This is a genomic window from Actinomadura rupiterrae (genome assembly GCF_024172125.1).
Lineage (GTDB): Bacteria > Actinomycetota > Actinomycetes > Streptosporangiales > Streptosporangiaceae > Spirillospora > Spirillospora rupiterrae.
This window is the reverse complement of record NZ_JAMZEA010000001.1, coordinates 661584-681598: the sequence shown is the minus strand read 5'-3', so window position 1 is coordinate 681598 and position 20015 is coordinate 661584. Positions and strand designations below refer to the sequence as shown.

Annotated in this window: 15 protein-coding genes; 9 read left to right on the top strand and 6 right to left on the bottom strand. The window is 70.8% G+C overall.

Going from position 1 to position 20015, the window contains the following annotated elements; translation table 11 throughout:
• Positions 1-35 precede the first annotated feature (35 nt).
• Positions 36-1031, top strand: coding sequence for a stage II sporulation protein M (locus tag FHU30_RS03095; protein WP_253871200.1), 996 nt, complete (start codon positions 36-38; stop codon positions 1029-1031).
• Positions 1032-1175: 144 nt separating this feature from the next.
• On the opposite strand, the gene FHU30_RS03090 is transcribed toward FHU30_RS03095, so the two are convergent.
• Genes FHU30_RS03090 through FHU30_RS03070 form a run of 5 tightly spaced genes read right to left on the bottom strand, consistent with a single transcriptional unit; the run spans position 1176 to position 6616 of the window.
• Positions 1176-2468 (bottom strand): DUF58 domain-containing protein, encoded by a 1293-nt coding sequence (locus tag FHU30_RS03090; protein ID WP_253871198.1) that lies wholly within the window; start codon positions 2466-2468, stop codon positions 1176-1178.
• The gene (locus FHU30_RS03085; protein WP_253871196.1) at positions 2468-3601 is read right to left on the bottom strand and encodes an AAA family ATPase; all 1134 of its coding nucleotides are present in this window, start codon (positions 3599-3601) and stop codon (positions 2468-2470) included. The genes FHU30_RS03090 and FHU30_RS03085 overlap by 1 nt, the downstream gene beginning before the upstream one ends.
• The gene (locus FHU30_RS03080) at positions 3598-4854 is read right to left on the bottom strand and encodes a DUF4350 domain-containing protein (RefSeq protein WP_253871194.1); all 1257 of its coding nucleotides are present in this window, start codon (positions 4852-4854) and stop codon (positions 3598-3600) included. Before FHU30_RS03080 ends, FHU30_RS03085 begins: the two co-directional genes overlap by 4 nt.
• Entirely contained in the window at positions 4848-5525 is a 678-nt protein-coding gene (locus tag FHU30_RS03075; protein WP_253871876.1) for a DUF4129 domain-containing protein, read from the bottom strand. The genes FHU30_RS03080 and FHU30_RS03075 overlap by 7 nt, the downstream gene beginning before the upstream one ends.
• 5 nt (positions 5526-5530) lie before the next feature.
• Positions 5531-6616 carry a hypothetical protein gene (locus FHU30_RS03070; protein ID WP_253871192.1) on the bottom strand — a complete coding sequence of 362 codons (1086 nt, stop codon included), beginning with the start codon at positions 6614-6616 and terminating at the stop codon, positions 5531-5533.
• Positions 6617-7034: 418 nt separating this feature from the next.
• On the opposite strand from FHU30_RS03070, the gene mtrA reads away from it, so the two are divergent.
• The 8 genes from mtrA to FHU30_RS03030 all read left to right on the top strand — a co-directional run bounded on the left by mtrA (position 7035) and on the right by FHU30_RS03030 (position 19217).
• Complete coding sequence (gene mtrA / locus FHU30_RS03065) at positions 7035-7712, top strand: MtrAB system response regulator MtrA (protein WP_253871190.1); 678 nt, start codon at positions 7035-7037, stop codon at positions 7710-7712.
• Positions 7713-7725: 13 nt separating this feature from the next.
• Complete coding sequence (mtrB, locus tag FHU30_RS03060; protein ID WP_253871174.1) at positions 7726-9417, top strand: MtrAB system histidine kinase MtrB; 1692 nt, start codon at positions 7726-7728, stop codon at positions 9415-9417.
• A gap of 113 nt (positions 9418-9530) precedes the next feature.
• On the top strand, positions 9531-11354 hold the full coding sequence (locus FHU30_RS03055) for an LpqB family beta-propeller domain-containing protein (protein ID WP_253871166.1): 1824 nt from the start codon (positions 9531-9533) through the stop codon (positions 11352-11354).
• Positions 11355-11469: 115 nt separating this feature from the next.
• Positions 11470-13185, top strand: coding sequence for a phosphoribosyltransferase family protein (locus FHU30_RS45795; RefSeq protein WP_301322543.1), 1716 nt, complete (start codon positions 11470-11472; stop codon positions 13183-13185).
• 690 nt (positions 13186-13875) lie between these two features.
• On the top strand, positions 13876-14553 hold the full coding sequence (gene hpf / locus FHU30_RS03045) for a ribosome hibernation-promoting factor, HPF/YfiA family (RefSeq protein WP_253871164.1): 678 nt from the start codon (positions 13876-13878) through the stop codon (positions 14551-14553).
• Between the two features lie 1822 nt (positions 14554-16375).
• Entirely contained in the window at positions 16376-17044 is a 669-nt protein-coding gene (locus FHU30_RS03040) for a response regulator (protein WP_122193060.1), read from the top strand.
• Positions 17045-17457: 413 nt separating this feature from the next.
• Positions 17458-18693, top strand: coding sequence for a winged helix-turn-helix domain-containing protein (locus FHU30_RS03035; RefSeq protein ID WP_253871162.1), 1236 nt, complete (start codon positions 17458-17460; stop codon positions 18691-18693).
• A gap of 5 nt (positions 18694-18698) precedes the next feature.
• Positions 18699-19217, top strand: a complete 519-nt coding sequence (locus tag FHU30_RS03030; RefSeq protein WP_253871160.1) for a hypothetical protein — start codon at positions 18699-18701, stop codon at positions 19215-19217.
• Between the two features lie 344 nt (positions 19218-19561).
• On the opposite strand, the gene FHU30_RS03025 is transcribed toward FHU30_RS03030, so the two are convergent.
• Positions 19562-19897: an HGxxPAAW family protein gene (locus FHU30_RS03025; RefSeq protein ID WP_253871158.1), complete on the bottom strand. Its 336-nt coding sequence runs from the start codon at positions 19895-19897 to the stop codon at positions 19562-19564.
• Positions 19898-20015: the final 118 nt, after the last annotated feature.

Below are 20015 nucleotides of genomic sequence, written 5' to 3'. Positions count from 1 at the left end.
GTGTTTCGGACACCCTAACCGTTAGGCTCCCTCGGGTGGACGTCGATGCGTACGTGGCCGCGCACAACGCCGAATGGCAGCGGCTGGAGAAGCTGGTCAACTCCTCCCGCAAGCGCACGGGCGCCGAGATCGACGAGCTGGTCGAGCTGTACCAGCGGACCGCGACGCACCTGTCGGCGATCCGTTCCAGTGCGCCGGATCCGGCCTTGGTGGCCCGTCTGTCGTCGCTTGTCGCGCGCGCACGAGCCGCTGTCGCGGGCGCGCAGGCTCCCATGTGGCGTGACATGACGCGCTTCGTCACGGTGTCGTTTCCCGCAGCCGCCTACCGGACGCGCTGGTGGTGGATCGGGAACGCGGTCCTGGGCAACCTGCTTTCCCTGGCCTTGGCCATCTGGATCGTGCACAACCCGTCCGTCCAGGCGACGCTCCTGGCTCCGCATCAGATCCGTGAGCTGGTCGACCACGATTTCGCCAACTACTACACCGAGCACTCGGCGGCGTCCTTCGCGTTCCAGGTTTGGATCAACAACGTCTGGGTGTCTGCGACCGCTCTGATTTTCGGCATCCTTCTAGGGATCCCGACGCTTTTCGTGCTGCTGAGCAACCAGCTCAACCTGGGCGTGAGCGCGGGCCTGATGTTCGCCTACGGCAAGGGCGACGTCTTCTTCGGGCTGATCCTTCCGCACGGCTTGCTGGAGCTCACAGCCGTCTATCTCGCATGCGGGGCGGGCCTGAAACTGGGCTGGACCATCATCGACCCGGGCCCGCGGACACGTTCGCGTGCATTGGCTGAGGAGGGCCGCTCGATCGCCAGCATCGCGCTAGGCCTGTTCGGCGTCCTGCTCGTCTCCGGCCTGATCGAAGGTTTCGTTACCGGCTACGTGCATGAGACGTGGCTTCGTGTAGGCATCGGCGTCGTCGCCGAGAGCGTCTTCCTTGCCTACGTCATCACCCTTGGGCGCCGTGCGACCCGCTCTGGCGAAACCGGAGATGCGCTGGACCAGCCGGCCGTCGCACCTTCCGTTGGGTAAACGGTTCAGTTGCTAGAAGCAGTCGCTAGAAACGGCCGACCGCTGAAGACGGCCAGCTGCAAGAGACGGCCGACTGCTAGAGACCGCCGACTGCAAGAGGCGGCCAGCCGCTAGAGGCGGCCAGCTGCTAGAGACGGCAGGCTGCTAGAGGCGGCCGGCGGCTTTTAGGGCGAGGTATGCGTCGGCTAGGGCCGGGGCGATGCGGTCCGGTGGAGCGTCCACAACCTCCACTCCGTAGGAACGGAGCTCGGCGATGAGGCGCCGGCGGTCCGCGCGTGCGCGTTCGGCGGCGGCCGCGTCGTAGACGGCGGCCAGGTCGCCCCGCGCTTCGGCCATCTCCTCCACCAGCGGGTCGGAGACCGCCGCGATCATGACGAGGTGGCGGGCGGTGAGGCCCGGCAGCAGCGGCAGCAGGCCCTCCTCGAAGGCGGCCGGGTTCAGCTCGGTGAGCAGGACGATCAGGCTGCGGCGGCGGACCCGGGACATGATCGCGGAGACCATCCCGGCGGCGTCGGACTCGATCAGCGCGGGCTCCAGCGGAGCCATCGCCTCGACCATCGCCGACAGCAGACCCGTCCGGGAGGCGTTCTCGCAGCGCGCGCGTACGGTCCGGTCGTAGGCGAGCAGGTCCACGCGGTCGCCCGCGCGCGAGGCGAGGGCCGCCAGCAGTAGCGCCGCGTCCATCGAGCAGTCCAGACGGGGGATGTCGCCAACGCGTCCGGCCGAAGTACGGCCCGTGTCGAGGACCAGGTACAGGCGCCGGTCGCGCTCCGGTCGCCAGGTACGGACAACCACGTCGTCCCTGCGTGCCGTCGCGCGCCAGTCGATGGAGCGGACGTCGTCACCGACCACGTACTCGCGTAGGGAGTCGAATTCGGTGCCCTGCCCTCGGATCATCGTCGAGTGCAGCCCAGTCAGTTCGCGCAGGCGCGCGAGCCGGGATGGCAGATGACGCCGGGAAGGGAAGGCGGGCAGAACGCGCAAGGTGCGCGGCGCCGGACGCGAGAGTTGCCGGGCGGCAAGACCGAGCGGACCTACGGAACGGACGACCACCGTCACGGCTTCCCGGTCGCCTCGTCGCGTAGGCGTGAAGGTCTGGTCGATTCGGCGACGTTCACCGGCAGGCACGTTGATTTTCGCCCTGCGTGGGGCCACTCCCGCAGAAGGCGGCCACACGTCCCGCAGGATGGCTTTGACACGGCGCCGCCCTGTGTTCTCCACGATCAGCGCGGCATTCGCGGTCTCGCCTAGGCGGACGCGCGTGTCGCCCTCGCGGTGGAAGCGCAGCGCGCGCACGTTCCCGGCGAGGGCCAGATCGATGATGACGCCGAGCAGCAGCAACCCCCACAGGCCCAGCAGCAGGCCGCCACTGGGCACGAGCAGGGGGACGAAGGCCGCGACGAGCGTCAGCAGCCCGAGCCGTCCGGTCAGCGCCATCAGCGGGGAGCGGGGACGTGGGCGAGGATGCCCTCCAGCACGCCGTCGGCGGTCGCGCCCTCCAGCTCGGCCTCGGGCCGGAGCTGGACGCGGTGCCGCAGGGTCGGCCGGGCGAGCGCCTTCACATCGTCCGGGGTGACGTAATCGCGGCCCATCAGCCACGCCCACGCGCGCGAGGTCGCCAACAGCGCCGTCGCGCCTCGGGGGGAAACTCCGAGTTGCAGTGAGGGAGCCTGCCGGGTGGCCCGGCACAGGTCCACGACATAGGCGGCGATCTTCGGATCGAGGTGGACGGTCCTTACGGCGGCCTGTCCGGCGGCAAGGTCGCTGGCTCCTGCCACAGGACGCACTGCCGACAGGTCGCGCGGGTCGAATCCGGCCGCGTGCCGCTGGAGCATCGCGATTTCCTCGTCGCGCGTAGGCACCGGGACGGTCAGCTTCAGCAGGAACCGGTCGAGTTGGGCTTCAGGCAGGGGATAGGTGCCCTCGTACTCGATCGGGTTCTGGGTCGCGCACACGACGAACGGGTTTGGTAGGGCGCGCGCTGCCCCCTCTACCGAAACCTGCCGCTCCTCCATGGCTTCCAGTAGGGAGGCCTGGGTTTTCGGAGGCGTCCGGTTGATTTCGTCCGCAAGCAGCAGGTTGGTGAAGACCGGCCCCTCGCGGAACTCGAACTCGGCCGTCCGGTTGTCGTAGACAAGGGAACCGGTCACGTCGCCCGGCATCAGGTCGGGCGTGAACTGGACGCGCTTGAAACTCAGGTCCAACGCGTGCGAAAGCGTCTTCACCAACAGCGTCTTGGCGGTGCCGGGCACGCCTTCCAGCAGCACATGGCCACGGCACAGCAACGCGATGACCAGGCCGGTGACCACCGGGTCCTGCCCGACGACGGTCTTGGCCACCTCCCCGCGCAGGGCCGTGAGCGCCGCTCGCGGGTCCGCGGTCGGAGGGGTGTCCGACGGCGCGGCGGAGTGGTCCACGGCCGTGGCGTCCGCGCCCGGGGCTCCGGCGGGCTGCGCGCCGGGAGTTCCGGCGGGCTGCGCGGAGGGCTCCCCGTTGGACGGCGCGGAGGACGCCCCCGGGGCGTTCCCGGCGGGCTCCCCGTCCCAGCCGAGCGGGGCCGATTGGCTCATGACTGGCGTACCTGCCTTTCCAGGTCGTCGAGAAGGTCGGCGAGCGCGAGCAGCCCGGCGTCGTCCGCGGGCTCACCCCAGCCTGTTGCGGGCTGTCCGGGATGTCCGGGCGCTCCGCCTTGGGGGGCCTCGCCGGGAGCAAGACCGTACAGCGCGGCGGCGACCGTTCGCTCGTCGTGGTCGGTGCGTGCGGCGACGGCCGTGACGACCTCGCGCGCGGCCCCCGGATCCTGCGCGGGCAGGACCTGGGCGAGGGTGCGCGGCAAGCCGAGGAGGGGGACGATCCGGTCTCGTGCGCCCGCGCGTAGCGCCTCTGCCGCACGTCCGCGCGCACGATGCGCGCGGTAGAGCCGGGAACGGCCCGTGACCGTCTCCGCGGAACGAACGACTACGGGAAGCACCTCGGCGACCACCGGTCCGAGCCGCCGCCCCCGCCAAAGCGCGACGGGGATGATGGCGACCAGCAACCCGGGGAAGAAGAGCTTGACGCCGCGGGGGAGCAGGTCCGTGAGCGTGCGGTCACCGGCCCGATCGCCTGAGCTCTCATGGTGGATGTCCGGGATCAGCCAGACCACATGGGAACGGGCTCCGACCAGGTTCATCGCGAGCGCGGCATTGCCTTCGGTCGTCAGCTCACCGTTGGTGAGCGGCCGGGCCGCACCCAGCACGGTAACCGTGCGGTTAGCGCTCTGGTACTGGACGACGCGCGGCTTTCCGGATTCCGGGTAACACCCGGTAGCGCCCGACGGCACGGTGTAGGTCTCCGATTGCCCGAACTCGACCGTCCTGGCCAGCGTCGCCGCCGGCAGATTGCACTGGGGGTCGGCCTGGAGGACGAAGGTCGGACCGTCCTGCTCGACACCGGGGGCCAGCGCCGCGAGCGTCTCCCGGCCCGGTTCGACGAGCAGCAGGTCGCCGACCGAGCCGCGCAGCCGCTCCAGGTCCGTGCGGGTCAGCCGCTCGGACCGGGTCACGACCAGGATCGTGCCCGCGCCCGCGCGAGGCGCGGCGTCCGCGGCGCTCCGGGACGCCTGGAAGTCGACCCCGCGGCTCTTGAGGATCTCCGCCAGCGCCCGCGTGCCGCCCGGTTTGGGTGATCCGGGGTCCAGGTCGTCGGGCTTGCGGGAGGGTTTGAGGGCGGCGAGGACCACGCCGACGACGATCACGCAGAGCAGCACGAGCACGATCCCGCGAGCGGACCGGAAGCGCCGTCCGGCCACCTGCCCGGCAGTGGGCTCCGCCGTGGTCACCACCGCGAGCTCCAGCCGTCGGCCGTGAGCAGCTCGGCATCGTCGAGCGACTTCGGCTTGGTCGCGCGCAAGCGGTCGTCAACGGCCGTGACGCGCGCGTACTCCTCGGCACTACCGGGCCGGTCGCCGTACCAGACGTCGTCGAAGATCCGGACGACCGTCCGGAGATCACCCGCGAGCTCGGGTAGCGCGATGCCGGCTTCCGTCGCGAGCTCGTCGGCCGTCCTGCCGGGGCGCGGGGAGAGGATGGCTCGCTCCTCCAGGTCGCGGGCCATGGCCCTGAGACGCTCCCGGATGGCCCCGGGCCACTCTCCGGCGGCCGCCAGCCTCTCCGCCTCCGTCCTGTGGTCGGACGAGGTGGACGGCTCGTCGTCCAGTAGCGCCTCGTCCTTGGACCGCCGGTTGCGCCCTCCGCGCATAAGCCAGAACACCAGGGCCACAGCCACGATCAGGATGAGGATGATGACCCCGACCGAAATCCAGCCGGACGCGCCACCGCCCTTGGCGTTGGGTGTCTGCGCGTGCGAGAACAGCTCCTGGAGCCATTCGGCGAAACGATTGAGCGTCCGTTCCAGCCAGGACGGCTTGTCCCGCTGGTAAATGGGCTTCTCCAGCTCGCGCCTGGCCAGTTCCCGTGCGGTGTCCCGATCTACAGGAGGCGGATCCAGCAGCATGCCGATCACGGCGCCCCCTGCCTGTATGGCGTCCCTGGAGCCGGGCCTACAGGAGGCGCGTTAGGCGCTAGGGGAGGCACGAAAACAGGCCGGGACGGCGTCGCGGTAGGACGCCAAAGGTCAAAAAAGCCGTCGTCGCTCTCAGGAGTGGGGCGTGTGGCCAGATCGAGGTCGAGTCCCTCGCGGCGCATACGCCGGTCCATGTAGAGCAGAGCGATCACCCCTGCGTCGAATGGCAGCACTATGGACCAGCTCACGATCCGTCCGACCGTGTCCAGGGCCAGGGCCGGGAGCAGTTGGTCGCTGCCGGAGCCCGAGCCGCCGAACAGCACCAGCTGCGCGATCAGGAACGGGATCCGCAGTGCGAAGAACCCCATGAAGACCGTCACCAGCATGGCCAGCAGCAGCGTTCCGAACGTCCGCCACCAGCGCCCCTTGGAAAGCCGACGCGCGCGCGTGAGCGCCCCGCCGATTCCCTGCCGCTCCAGGACCAGCGCGGGGAGGCTCTGTACGAGCATCACGTAGACCCACACCATCAGGAGCAGCCCTACCGGAATTCCGAACAGGGCTGAGAGCACCCCTAGAGCAGGATGAGCGCCGCCTGCCAGGGCCAAGGAGAAAGGAAGCAGCGGCACGGCCAGTGCTGCCAGCGACACCACGAGCACAACGAAGGCCATAAGGAGGAGGCGCCAGAACCTCGGCCGGGCGTCCTGCCATGCCTGGCCTAGAGAGATGTCCAGGCCGAACATCGTGCGCGCGAGGACGGGCGCGAGGATCCCGGCGAGCACCAGGATCCCGAAGGCCGTGAGCACCATGTCGATCGCGCCCAGCGTGGCCTGCGCCCCCACGGACCTGATCAGGACCCGGGGGGTGACCTCCCCGCGGGCCTGCTGCCCGATGAAGTAGTAGGCGAGGACCGATCCGAGGACCTGGACGACCGTGGAGATGGCCACCGACAGGCCGAGGACGGTCCGCGGCCGGTACCGGATGCCCGCGATGGCGCAGTCCAGCATCTCGGAGATCGACATGGGCCGGAACGGCACCTCGACCCCGCGCGGCACGAGACGTCCCCCGCCGCCCGCTCCCGACATGCCCGCTCCCTGCCCCGTCCGTGTGTCGGGCCATCCTGCCATGAGGCGGCCATACCGGCTCAAGGAGTCATCACACGCCGCCTTCGCGGGCGATACGTGTGCTATCGCGCGCATGAGGCCGGGTAATCGGCCGTCAAGGGCCATGCGAAATCGGTCAACCCCCAGTGGGCCTCGGGAGTCCCTGTTTAAAATCCGGCCTCTGCGCCCGGGCGAGGAGTGGGTATGGCGGACTGGAAAGCCCGTCATAGAAGTCCTCCGCCCGGCGGTGCCGGGCGGCGAAGCGCGACGTGGGAGGGGTCATGTATTCGGCAAAGACAGGTAACCTTGCACGCCAGGACATACCTCTACCTGGCGTGGCGTGGCCGTTCCGCGGCCTCCGCGCAGTCCACCCGACCCCGACTTTGTAGCGATGAGGGCCATGAGAGGACGTGTACTGGTCGTCGACGACGACCTCGCGCTGGCCGAGATGCTCGGCATCGTGCTGAGGGGCGAGGGCTTCGAGCCGTCGTTCGTCCACGATGGCGACAAGGCCCTGGAGGCGTTCCGGGAAACCCGGCCCGACCTGGTCCTTCTCGACCTGATGCTCCCGGGCGCGGACGGCATCGACGTCTGCCGGCAGATCCGCGCCGAGTCCGGCGTGCCCATCGTCATGCTCACCGCCAAGAGCGACACGGTGGACGTGGTGCTCGGGCTGGAATCGGGTGCCGACGACTACATCGTCAAGCCCTTCAAGCCGAAGGAGCTCGTCGCTCGTGTGCGCGCGCGGCTGCGCCGGACCGACGAGCCCGCCCCCGAGACCCTGCAGATCGGCGACATCAGCATCGACGTGGCCGGCCACTCGGTGAAGCGGGGCGACAAGCACATCCCGCTCACGCCGCTGGAGTTCGACCTCCTGGTCGCGCTCGCGCGCAAGCCGCGCCAGGTCTTCACCCGCGAGGTCCTGCTCGAACAGGTCTGGGGCTACCGGCACGCCGCCGACACCCGCCTGGTGAACGTGCACGTCCAGCGGCTCCGCGCCAAGATCGAGAAGGACCCGGAGCGGCCGGAGATCGTGGTGACCGTGCGCGGGGTCGGCTACAAGGCCGGTCCGGCCTGACGCCTCCCCGCCGATGACCCAGCCGGCCCCCGCCGCCCCCGCAGCCCCGCCCGCCGCCGTTCCCGGAACGGCCGGGCGGGTTCGGCGTGCCGTGTGGCGGCCGGTCAGGCGCTGGCTCGGCCGGGTCAAGCGGATCACGCGGCGGGTGGTGAGCGCCGCGTACGCGCGCTGGAGGCGGTCCATCCAGGTCCGGGTGGTCACCTCCACGCTGTTCATCTCGGCGATCGTGGTGGCGATCCTCGGGTTCTTCCTGATGCAGCAGATCACCACCGCGCTGATGGACGGCAAGACCAAGGCGGCCCTGGCGCAGCTCGACGAGGGCCTGGGGAGCCTCCAGAACGACGTGGGCGCCTCCAGCGACAGCGGGGACCGGCTCCGCAGCGCCGCCAACGGGCTGAAGGCGCGCAGCGGGCCGTCCGGGCTCTACGAGGTCTGCGTCCGCGACACCACGCAGGTCTACATCGACGGGTACGCCACCAACGAGCTCCGGCCCCAGAGCGTCCCTCAGAGGCTCCGAGACGAGCTGAGAAGCGGCACCACGGGTACGCGGGCGTACACGTACGGCAAGCTGTCCTACATCGGCCACAGGCCCTCTGAGCGGGGTCTGATCGTCGCGGGCAAGACCGGGCACTACGAGGTCTACTACCTGTTCCCGCTCACGCAGGAGCAGCACACCCTCACGATCGTCAGCCGGTCGCTGGCCGGTGTCGGGATCGTCCTGGTGCTGCTGCTGGCGGCCATCGCGTCCCTGGTGACCCGCCAGGTCGTCATACCGGTTCGGCTGGCGGCGCAGGGCGCGCAGAGACTTGCGGCCGGACGCCTGGAAGAGCGCATGCGCGTGCGCGGGGAGGACGACCTCGCGCGCCTGGCCCGATCGTTCAACGACATGGCGGCGAACCTCCAGGAGAAGATCCGCGAGCTGGAGGACCTGTCGCAGGTCCAGCGCCAGTTCGTTTCGGACGTCTCGCATGAGCTGCGCACGCCCCTGACCACGATCCGCATCGCCGCGGACATGCTCTATGAGCATCGCGACACGTTCGACGATCCGGCTGTAGGCCGCTCGGCGGAACTCCTGCAGAGCCAACTGGAGCGCTTCGAATCCCTGCTCGCCGACCTGCTGGAGATCTCCCGGCACGACGCCGGGGCCGCGACCCTGGACGCCGAGTCCCTCGATATGCGCGACCTCGTGCTGCGCACGGTCGGCGATGTCCAGGGCCTTGCCGAACGCAAGGGCTCCAAGGTCGTCCTGCAACTGCCCGGCGAACCCTGCATGGCGGAGGTGGACCGGCGGCGCGTGGAGCGCATCCTGCGGAACCTGCTGGTCAACGCCATCGAGCATGGCGAGGGCGAGGACATCGTGGTTTCCGTCGCCGCCGACAGGGACGCCGTCGCCGTCACCGTCCGCGACCACGGTGTGGGGCTGAAGCCGGGGGAGGGCCAGATGGTCTTCGACCGCTTCTGGCGCGCGGACCCGGCTCGTGCGCGCACGACGGGCGGGACCGGCCTCGGCCTGTCGATCTCCAAGGAGGACGCTCAGCTGCACGGCGGATGGCTCCAGGCTTGGGGCGAGCCCGGTCAGGGCTCCCAGTTCCGCCTGTCGCTTCCGCGCAACGCAGGGGACGAACTGAGGGGATCGCCCCTTCCGCTCGTGCCCCCGGGCGCGGGCGGCCGTCCGCTGTTCGCAGAGCTGGAGGCGGGGGACTGATGGCCGAACGCCTGAGAACCACCCATGCCGCTTCGGAGGCTTCCGCTGTGCGCAGGTGCCCGGACGGTCAGGCTCGGCGGATCGACCGCCCGGTTCGCCGACCCAGCGGCCAGATGCGGCGGCTCGGCGGCCAGGCGCGGCGGTTCGGCGGCAGGCTGAAGGCCCCTGCGGCCATGGCCACGGCCGCGATGCTGACTCTTGGCGCGGCCGGTTGCGCGGCGATGCCAGGCGGCGGGCGCGTCACGTCCGTCAAGGCGCAGGAGCGGTCGGAGCAGGCGGACGACTCGTACGTGCGCGTGATCCCCGTGGAGCCGCAGAACAACTGGTCCGCAAAGGACATCGTTTCGGGCTTCCTGGCCGCCTCGGCCAGTTTCGAGGACGACCACAAGGTCGCCAAGGAGTACCTGGCGAATCCCAACGGCTGGCGACCGGGACCGAGGCCGTCCGTAGCGGTTTTCGCCGATCGCCCGGAACCCAAGCTGATCGGGTCGGGGAACCAGGTGACCGTCAGGGTCACCGGCACCCAGCTAGGGATCATCACCCCCGACGGCCAGTACACGGCGTTCCAGAAGACCGTCCAGGCCGATTACCAGGTGACGCGTAACGCCCAGCACCAGTGGCGTATCACCGCGCTACCGGACGCCCTGGGCCAGTCCATGCTGCTAACGAAAAGCGACGTCCAGCAGGTCTTCAGGACGTTCAACCTGTACTACTTCGTGCCTCAACAGCAGACGCTCGTCCCCAACGGGGTCTTCCTCCCCCTGGTAAGCCGGGAGGACCTGCCGCAGCGTCTCGTGCAGGCCGTCATAGCCGGCCCCACGTCCTGGCTCAACGGCGCCGTCACGAGCGCCTTCCCCCGCGGGACCAAATTGGTCAGCCTGTCCCTGGACAAGGACGTCGCGACCGTGGAGCTGAGCAAGGAGGCGAAGGACGGCGACGTCGGCCAGATGTCGGCGCAGCTCGCCTGGAGCCTCAGCCCGCTTTCCGAGATCAAGCAGTGGCGGCTGCGGATCGAAGGCCGCGGTTTCGTGGCTCCGCCGGGCAAGAACGAGATCCAGTCCTTCCGCGACTGGCAGGCCAACTCGCCGGACGGGATCACCAGCGACGACCACCGCGCATACATGATGGGCGGGGCCGGGCATCTGTCCAGCCTGAGCCTGAACAACTTCATGGCGATGCCGATCATCACGCGCGCGCCCGGGCGCATGATCCGCCCGGCCGTCTCCCCCGACCTGCGCAAGGCCGCCGGGCTCAGCCCGGACGGCAGGCAGCTGCTGGTCACCAACATGACCTCGATGAGCGTCCCGCGCCTCCTGCGCGCGGCAAAGGACCCGGAAGGCCGGTTCACACCGCCCTGCTGGGACCGGAACGGCACGCTCTGGACGGTCGAGACGAGCCCGGGCAAATCCATGCTCTGGCGGCAGGACCCGGGCGGACCGCTGAAGCAGGTCGCCCACTGGGGCCTCGACGGGCGCGAGATCTACGCCCTCCAGGTCGCCCGCGACGGCGTCCGCGTCGCGGTCGTCGCCAAGATCGACGGCCGCAAGCAGATCCAGCTCGGCCGTATTGCGCGGAGCGGCGACCAGATCGACGCGGGCTCGTTCGTCCCGGTCAGCTCCGAACTCGCCGAGGCGGACGACCTTGCGTGGCGCGACTACAACACCCTCGTCGCCCTGGGGCGGAAGGGCACCACCGACCAGTACCAGAACGCCCAGGTCCTGCCCTACCTCGTGCCGGTGGACGGCTCCGCGGTCACCTCCCTCGGCGTCGGCGCCCTGGGCGAACCCGAGAGCATCGCCGCCATGCCGGGCGCGCCCGTCCTCATCGGCACGCAGAGTTCGGGCCAGCCCCTCGTCTGCCACCAGACCGCCTTCCGGGACCGGGACAGCGAGTGGACCTGCGGTACCGCGGGAAGCGACCCGTCCTACGCCTACTGACGAAGGCGCCGTGTTTGTGCAGGTCAGCAGCCTGTGAGGTAGGGCTGCGGCCAGGTTATCCACAGATCGCGGCCGCGCTGGCGATCGTGCTGGGCGGGGCGGCATCGTCGAATGCATGTTCGCACGTGATCTTCTCGACCTGCTGCTGCCGCAGCGCTGCGCCGGCTGCCGGACGGCCCGCGGCCTGCTCTGCCCGTCCTGCGCCGCCCCGCTGGCGCTTCCGGCCCGTCCTGTGCCCGCTGCGGGCCTCGCGGCCCTCAATCCGCCCATCTGGACGGTCGCGTCCTACGAGGGCGCCATGCGGGCTCTCATCGCCGCGCACAAGGAGCTCGGGCGCACGGCCCTGGCCCGTCCGCTCGGCCGCGCCCTCGCGGCGGCGGTCAAGGCCGTCCTGTCGCTGAGCGCTGAGCAGCCGCCGCTGGACGACGCGCCCTGGTATGCCGAGCGCCCGCCCGTCCCGCTCGCCGCCTGGACGCTCGACCCGCCGCCGCCTCGGATGCCGGGTACGCCCGTCCCTGCCGATTCCTCCCAGGTCGGTCGCCTTCGCGGTGATCGTTTTCAGGACTCCGGCGGCGAGACGTCCATCGGGCGCTCCGAGGGCGCGGTGCTCTGGTGGCAGAGCGACGAGCCGGTGATCGTCGTGCCGGTGCCCTCGACGGCTCGTTCCGTGCGCAAGCGCGGGCACGATCCGACTCGGCGTATGGCGGCCGTGGCCGTGCGGGAGCTCCGGGCTGAGGGCTTTCCGGTGCTCGGCGCGCCTCTGCTCCGCCATCGCCGCGCCGTGGCCGACCAGGCGGGACTGCGCCAAGCCGAACGCAAGGCCAACGTGACCGGCGCCATGGCCCTGTCCCGCCGCGAGATCCGCGCCCTCCGAGCCAAACACGGCGACCGCACACCCCCACCCCCCACCTGCCGCGCCCACGCCCTCCCTCCAGAAACCGCGCCTTCGGCCCGCGCACCCCAGCGACCCCCTACGCCCCTGCCTCCACCTCGGGACGCAAGCCCGTACCCGACCGCGAACCAGCACGCACCTCGGGACCAGAGCCAAGCGCCCAACCTCGCCCCCAAGCAAAACCAAGTGCCACTCCCGTCCCAGACCCCCGAACGCAACGCGAACTCCGCAACCGCCCAGGCCCGCCCAACGGGACACGCCCTCGGCCGAAGCCCAGACGCGCCCCGAAGCCCAGAAGGTCCTCGAAGGGTGGATGCGTCCCGAAGCCTGGAGCCGCGCCGCGCGTCGCTGTTCCGGATGAGGTTCGCGCGCGACGGCAAGGGCGAGGACGGGGTGTGGATCGCCGACCAGGCACGCCCACAGGGCTCCGGCGCGCCGGAGCCGCAGGGCTGCGCCGCGCCGGGGGAGCGCCGGTCCGAGCCCTTGCCCGGGGCGCGCGGGTCCCGGGCGGTGGGCCGGGACTTCGGGACATCGGGGGCGCAGGGGGAGCGTGGGGCTGCTGCGAGGGGCGAGGTGTCGTCGCAGACGGGGGCGTCTTGGGTGCGCGGTGGAGAGGCGGATGGCGGGGAAGAGGCGTATCGGCGCGACCGGCCTTTGTCGGGGCTGCCGGCGGGCGAATCGTTAGCCGGGGCCGGGGCCGGGGTCGGGGCTGGTGTCGGTGGGGAGGGTGGTGGGGGTGGGCGGGGTTCGGTGTGTGCGGGGGAGGGGCTTGGGCAGGTGGGGCCGCTGGTGGGGTGGCGGGTGGTGGTCGTGGACGACGTGGTGACCTCGGGGGCCACGTTGGCGGAGGCGGTACGGGTGCTCCGGCAGGCGGGCGCCGAGGTCGTCGGGGCGGCGACGGTCGCGGCCACCCCGCGGCGGCTTCTGGAGAGAGGGTGACTTTCTTCACGGGAGATGCTCGGCACGTCAGGTAGTTACCGACCGTGACGGCGGTCTGTCCGGCTTGTTGGGACCCGCCGGATTGATTGTGGATTCAACAGTCACGGTGAGTCATGAAGGGGGTAGATATTTGTCAAGATGGCCTGCGGGCGACAACGCTCTGACCTGCGCGGGGATGATCCACGGGAGGCCCTGTGGGCAGGGGGATGCACGGCGTGAGGAGGGTCCTGAGAGGCCCCTCCGGGAGGTCGATCGGGGGCGTCCCGATGACGGTCAGTGAGTATTTCCTCCGTTCACCCCCCTGACATTCGTGGCGTAAGGGGTTAGCGTTCCTGACATGGCACCCGCCCGGGTCCGTGGTTGCGTCGGATCGCAGCGCTCGTCGCGAGCGCGGGATGCGGTCCGGCAAGCCGATGCCAGGCGCAGGCGAAACGGCCCACGTAAGGCGACTTCTCGTCGACCGATCACGGTGCGCCTTAGAGGTAAGTCCTGCCCCGCCGGGAGATCAGACATCTCCCGAAACGGGAGAAGGGCAGTAGTGGCGATAGAGCCGCGAGCCCCTCAGCAGGCGGATGTGGGGACGAAGACCAGGTCGGCCGGGCGGGTGCGACCCACCGAGCCGTGGCGTCCGGAGGGGGCGTCCAGCCCCCTTCCGGTCAGACCTCGCAACCGGGAGAAGGGGGGTCCCGCGTGGACATCATCGTCAGGGGCCGGCACACCGACGTCAGCGATCGGTTCCGGCAGCACGTCGACACCAAGCTCGCCAAGATCGAGCGGCTGGACCACAAGGTCATCCGCGTGGATGTGGAGGTGTCGCAGGAGCGCAACCCGCGCCTCGCCGACCAGCGCGAGCGCGTGGAACTCACCATCCGGTCGCGCGGCCCGGTGATCCGCGCGGAGGCGGCCGCAGACGACCGCTACGGCGCGCTCGACCTGGCCCTCGACAAGCTGGAGGCGAGACTCCGCCGCGACGCCGACCGCCGCAAGGTGCACCACGGCAGCCGGAACAAGGCCAAGCTCGCCACCATGGAGCCCCTGCCCGAGGACCTGCCCGCCGAAGTGGCGGCGGTCCCGGTCCACGAGCCGGAGCCGGCCGCGGGCACCGAGACCGAGGCCGACGGCTACGAGGCCGTGGCCACCGCGATGGACGAGAACCTGGTGCCGATCCCGATGGACGGCGACGGGCCCGTCATCGTCCGGGAGAAGTTCCACAAGGCCGAGCCCATGGGCATCGAGCAGGCCCTGTTCGAGATGGAGCTCGTGGGCCACGACTTCTACCTGTTCCGTGACAAGGCCACCAGCCACCCCACGGTGGTGTATCGCAGAAGGGGTTGGGACTACGGAGTCATCCGTCTTGTCGAAGAGTGATGTGGCACTTGCGTCACGTCACCGCCCGGATCATGTCATGATCTAGAAAGGCGTTACCAGCAAGCCGTGACGGCGGCGGTACGGACCGCCCGCCGCGCTCGGGGCGGTGGCGCGGCACGACCCCCTTGAGGCCGTGCCGCGCCACCGGTCCCCGCCGCCGCCACGCCAAGCGTTCCCCGGGGCGACACCGGCCTCCGGTTCCTCCGGCCGACCCAGATCACTGACAGTGAAGGGGGGAAGCGGCGTTCACCTCCACGCCGCGACTCTGGTGAGCGAGAACCCCGAGGCTCGCGGCGCCCCCGCGCCCCCGCCCCCCACTCTGTCCCCCTTGTCCACTTCCCACCCGCCCGCAATGAACCCCCCACCCCCCACTACGCCCCCAGTACCTGCACCACCTCACTCGGCCCCCAACCCCCCGTCCCGACCCTCTGCCCCCGCACAAGTAACCCCCGAATCCCCGCGCCCGCCCAGGACGCCCGCCGATTCCGAGGTCCCGCCCCGACACCCGGACCCCACGCAAGGGCCCGCAGAGTCAACGCGCCCATCCGGGCCGCCATCGGGTTTCGCCGTCACCCCCCGGCACGCGGGCCCTGCGCAAGTGCCCGCAGGAGCAACGCGCCCGTCCGGAACACCCACAGGCTTCGCCGTCGTGCCCCGGCACCCGGGCTCCGCGCAAGGGCCCGCAGGGACAACGCGCCCGTCTGGGACGCCGGCGGTCTTCGACGTCGGGCCCCGGCACGCGGGCCCCGCGCAACCCGCAGGGGCAGCGCGCCCATCCGGAACGCCCACAGGCTTCGCCGTCGTGCCCCGGCACGCGGGCTCTGCGCAAGGGCCGGTAGGGACAGCGTGCTCGTCTGGGGCGCCCATGGGCTTCGCTGTCGCGCCCCGGTGTTCTGGGCCTGCCCAGGAAGTTTTCAGGTGGGGGCGTGCGTTGGCGGCGGCCGCGGATCTGGAGCGTGCGTCTCGGTGGTCTGGGGCTGTGCGGGGAGCTGTTGCAGCGGCGCGTTTGGCGGGGGTGCCCGCGGTATTTGAGGGTGCGCTGGGGTTTGGGGGCCTTCAAGGGGCCGCTTCGCGTTTCGGTGAGGGGCTGGCTCCTGGTGGGGCGGGGTCCTTGGGAGGGGCGGCTGCTTGGTTTGAGGGCGGGCCTGGTGGGGTTGCGCCTTCGGTGTTCGGTTGCAGGGACGCAAGGCTTGAGGTGGGCGGGACGGCTGCGTTCGTCTCGTCTGGTGAGGGTGGCGCAGTGGAGTCTGCGCGGCCCGATGGTTCGGGTGGACGGTGCGGACGGCCGGCTGCGCGGGACGGTTTCGCAGGTGGGCGGGCTGAGGTCGCGGGTGCTCGCTCCGTCGGCGCGTCTTTGAGGGGGCCGGTCCGGGTCGGGGATCGGCGTTCTGGTCGGGGGTTTCGGGGATTCGGGTTCGGGGATTCGGGATCCGACCCGGGCGCTTGTGCGTTGGGTGAGGGTGTGGCGTTGGCCGGCCGTGAGGTCGTTGGCCCTGTCTTGAATGGTCGTGAGCGGGTGGTGGACGGTCGTGGAGCGGCCGGTCGGGCGCGGGTCGATGACGGGCGTACGGCGGGCGGCGGGTTTCGCGGGGTGACGGTCGGCGCGTCCGGGGCGGTTCGCGTCGGCGGTGCGGGCAGTGGCTCCTCCGGGCCGGCGGTCCGAGGCGGTGAGGTTCCGCGGGCCGTGGTTTCCGAGGGGTCGGCAAGTGGGGCCGCGGGCCGGAGCGGTGGCGTTCCGGCCGGTGGCGCAAGTGGCGGTCCGGCAGGCGGGTCCGCGCGCGCGGAGACGTCGGCCGGTGGTGCGCAGGGAGAGGATGCGCAGGTGGGGGATCCGATCCGGGTACTGATCGTGGACGATCACGCCCTGTTCAGGCGGGGACTGGAGATGGTGCTCCAGGCCGAACCCGACATCGAGGTGATCGGCGAGGGCGGGGACGGGCACGAGGCCGTCCAGATGGCGGGCGACCTGCTGCCCGACGTCGTCCTCATGGACATCCGGATGCCGCGCCGCAGCGGCATCGAGGCCTGCACGGCGATCAAGGACGCGGCGCCCAGCGCGAAGATCGTGATGCTGACGATCAGCGACGAGGAGGAGGACCTCTTCGAGGCGATCAAGGCCGGGGCCAGCGGCTACCTGCTCAAGGAGATCTCTATCGACGAGGTCCCGCAGGCGGTGCGCGCGGTGCACGGCGGGCAGTCGCTGATCAGCCCGTCCATGGCGTCCAAGCTGATCACCGAGTTCGCCGCGCTCGCCAAGCGCAGCGAGGAGCGGACGCAGCAGGTTCCGGCGCCTCGGCTGACCGACCGCGAGATGGAGGTTCTGCGGCTCGTCGCGCGCGGGCTCGGCAACCGGGAGATCGCCCGGGAGCTGTTCATCTCCGAGAACACCGTCAAGAACCACGTCCGGAACATCCTGGAGAAGCTGCAGCTCCACTCCCGGATGGAGGCCGTGGTGTACGCCGTCCGGGAGAAGCTTCTAGAGATCACCTGATCGGGCGCGGCGCGCTCCGGCCGATCAGGTGAGGCCATCCGGCCTCGCCGGGCCCTCGACGCGAGCCGAGGCCGAGCCGACGCCGAGCCGACGCCGAGCCGACGCCGAGCCGACGCCGAGCCGACGCCGAGCCGGGTTGACGGAGGTGGTCCCGGCCTTCTGAGGCGAGCCGGGTCGTTCGGGCTTGGAGGGGCGAGCCGAGGTCGTCCGGGGTTGCCCGTGGCGATCCGGGCCTTTCGGGGCGAGCCATGGCCGTCCCGGGATGTCCGAGGCGAGCTGGGGCTTCCGAATTGAGGCGGGGCGTCCGGGTCGTCCGAGGTCATCCGGGCTTTTTGGGGCGAGCCGTGGCCGACGGAGGGTCTCGTTGACACCGGCGTATGCGTTTTGTCGGTGTCGTGGCTTACGATCGCGGCGTGGTCAAGACGAGGACTCCTGACAGGGCTGAGGCGGAGCTGAGCGCGGACGAGGCTCGGCGGCTGGCGTTGCGGGCCCAGGGCCTGCTGGGCGCGGACGCCAGGCGCGGTGGCGTGCCCGGCGTGCTGTCGCGGCTCGGCGCCGTCCAGCTCGACACGATCTCGGTGCTGGCGCGCTCGCACGAGCTCGTCCCTTATGCCCGGCTCGGAGCCGTGCGCAAGGAGAAGATCGAGGACGCCTACTGGGCGCCGCCCGTCCGCGACGAGTCGGCCGTCCGCACGAAAGGCGCGGTCGGGCCGGTCGCGTTCGAGTACTGGGCGCACGCGGCGTCGATCCTGCCCATCGAGGAATGGCCGACGATGGCGTTCCGGCGGCGGCAGTTCCGGCGGAAGGGCCTCCGCTGGCACAAGGTGCCGGACGGCGTGTGCGAGGAGATCCGCGCGAAGCTCAAGGCCGAGGGCCCGCTGACGACCAAGGAGCTCGGCGGCGCGAAGGCCGGCGGCGACTGGTGGGAGTGGAGCGACCACAAGATCGGCATCGAGTGGCTCTGGGACGTCGGGGAGGTCGCGTGCGTCCAGCGCGTCGGCTGGCGGCGGGTGTACGACCTGGCGGAACGGGTCGTCCCGGACGAGCTTTTCGGTCATGAGCCCGACGACGCTGCCTGCCTGACCCGGCTCGTCCGGCTGGCGGGGCGGGCGCTCGGCGTGGCGACACGCGCGGACCTCGCCGACTACTACCGCCTCAAAGCGGACCAGGTGGACGCCGTGATCGAGGCGTCCGGGCTGGTGCCGGTGCGGGTCCAGGGCTGGCGGCACCAGGCGTGGGCCGATCCGGAGGCGCTCGCTGCGCCACCGCGCGGCAGGCACGTCACGACGCTGCTGTCCCCGTTCGACTCGCTGGTCTGGGACCGCGCGAGGACGTCCCGCGTCTTCGACTTCGATCACCGGCTGGAGGCGTACGTCCCGAAGGCGAAGCGCGTCCACGGCTACTTCACGATGCCGGTGCTCTCCGGCGGACGCCTGGTCGGACGCGTCGACCCCGCCCGCGAAGGGACCACGCTCGTCGCGCGCCAGGCCTCGCTCGAACCCCGCATGACCAGGTCGGCGGCGCGCCTGGAAGAGGGCGCCGAAGCCCTGCGCACCGCGCTCCTCACCGCCGCCGGATGGGTCGGCTGCGACGCGATCCGGGTCGAACGCGCCGAACCGCACATCAAGGAACTCGTCGAAAGAGGATGAACCGCATGGACGACCCGATGCTCCGGATGCTCGCCGCGGACGGCCCTGACCCGGCCCACGCCGCCGATCTGATGCTCTACGGGCGGTTCGTCGGCGAGTGGGAGATCGAGAACCGTCACCCGGGCCCCGACGGCGAGTGGCGCACCGTCCTCGGACGCTGGTGCTTCGGCTGGGTCCTGGGGGGTCGGGCCATCCAGGACGTCCTGTACTGCCCGGGTATCAACCGGTATCCCGGCACCACGCTGCGGAGCTACTACGTCTCGTCCCCCGGGACCTGGCGGATCACCTGGAACGACCCGTTCTCCGGCTCGTTCGTCAGCCAAGTCGGATGCGCGGACGGTCCGGACATCGTCCAGGAAGGCCGCGCCCCGGACGGCCGGCGCACGCGCTGGACGTTCACTGAGATCACCGACACGTCCTTCCTCTGGCGCGGCCTCGTCGAGACGCCCGACCCCCGGTCCACCAACGACGCGGAAGGCGAGGCGTTCGAACTCGTCCAGGAAATGCGCGCCACGCGCCGCTGACCGGTCCGAACCCGCGTCCCCGACCAACAGGCCATCGACCGATACGCACGGTTAGTGACAGGCGCGCACTAAAAGTAATGCTCGCGGCCCAGGGGGGAAGCTCGGCCCGGCCGGAAAAGGGCGGCCGAAATGCGTCGGCCCGCCAGACCTGGAAGGGCGTCCCCGTCAGAGAGGGGAACGCGGATCCAGGTCGGCGGGCCGGACGTCGATCGCACCGGGCGGTCGCTGGGAGGCCGATCGCCACATGCGCACCGCCGCACACGCACCACCACGAGGACGCCACCACGAGCGAGCGGATGCCGCGAGGGCGGCGCGTCGCTCCGGAGGGCGGACGCGGCGCGAGATCAGCCGTGCGGGGTGTGCTGGGTGTCGGACGTGACCGGCTTCGAGCTGGTCTCGCCCGCCAGGCCGCCGCGGCGCTTGTCGGTGCGGCTGCCGAAGACCGAGTAGTCCACGATCTCCGGCATGACGCGCGGCGCGTCCACCACGACGTCGGAGAAGACGTGGACGAGCGCGCTCAGCACCAGGCCGAGCACGACGATCGCGGCTCCGACCCAGACCAGCACCCACTGCGGTCCCAGGCAGAGCGCGACCCCGCCCACGGCGAATCCCACGAAGATCACGGTGACCGCCAGCCAGGAACTCGGCCGACCGGCGTGCGAGCCGTACTCATCGGACAATTTGGGCCCCTCCCCTCAGAGTGTTCAGGATGATTGTCCCGGACCCCCGTCGCAGGGAGTAACGCGGGCCGGGATTGCGATCGCAGGGTGACCTAGACCATTCTGAGTCTCGCCTACG

Bases quoted from the DNA above. Each gene is read 5' to 3' on its own strand.
- FHU30_RS03030 (WP_253871160.1), top strand. From the start codon at position 18,699: ATGGACGACCCGATGCTCCGGATGCTCGCCGCGGACGGCCCTGACCCG.
- FHU30_RS03085 (WP_253871196.1), bottom strand. From the start codon at position 3,601: ATGAGCCAATCGGCCCCGCTCGGCTGGGACGGGGAGCCCGCCGGGAAC.
- FHU30_RS03070 (WP_253871192.1), bottom strand. From the start codon at position 6,616: ATGTCGGGAGCGGGCGGCGGGGGACGTCTCGTGCCGCGCGGGGTCGAG.
- FHU30_RS03055 (WP_253871166.1), top strand. From the start codon at position 9,531: ATGCGGCGGCTCGGCGGCCAGGCGCGGCGGTTCGGCGGCAGGCTGAAG.
- mtrB (WP_253871174.1), top strand. From the start codon at position 7,726: ATGACCCAGCCGGCCCCCGCCGCCCCCGCAGCCCCGCCCGCCGCCGTT.
- FHU30_RS45795 (WP_301322543.1), top strand. From the start codon at position 11,470: ATGTTCGCACGTGATCTTCTCGACCTGCTGCTGCCGCAGCGCTGCGCC.
- mtrA (WP_253871190.1), top strand. From the start codon at position 7,035: ATGAGAGGACGTGTACTGGTCGTCGACGACGACCTCGCGCTGGCCGAG.
- FHU30_RS03075 (WP_253871876.1), bottom strand. From the start codon at position 5,525: ATGCTGCTGGATCCGCCTCCTGTAGATCGGGACACCGCACGGGAACTG.
- FHU30_RS03090 (WP_253871198.1), bottom strand. From the start codon at position 2,468: ATGGCGCTGACCGGACGGCTCGGGCTGCTGACGCTCGTCGCGGCCTTC.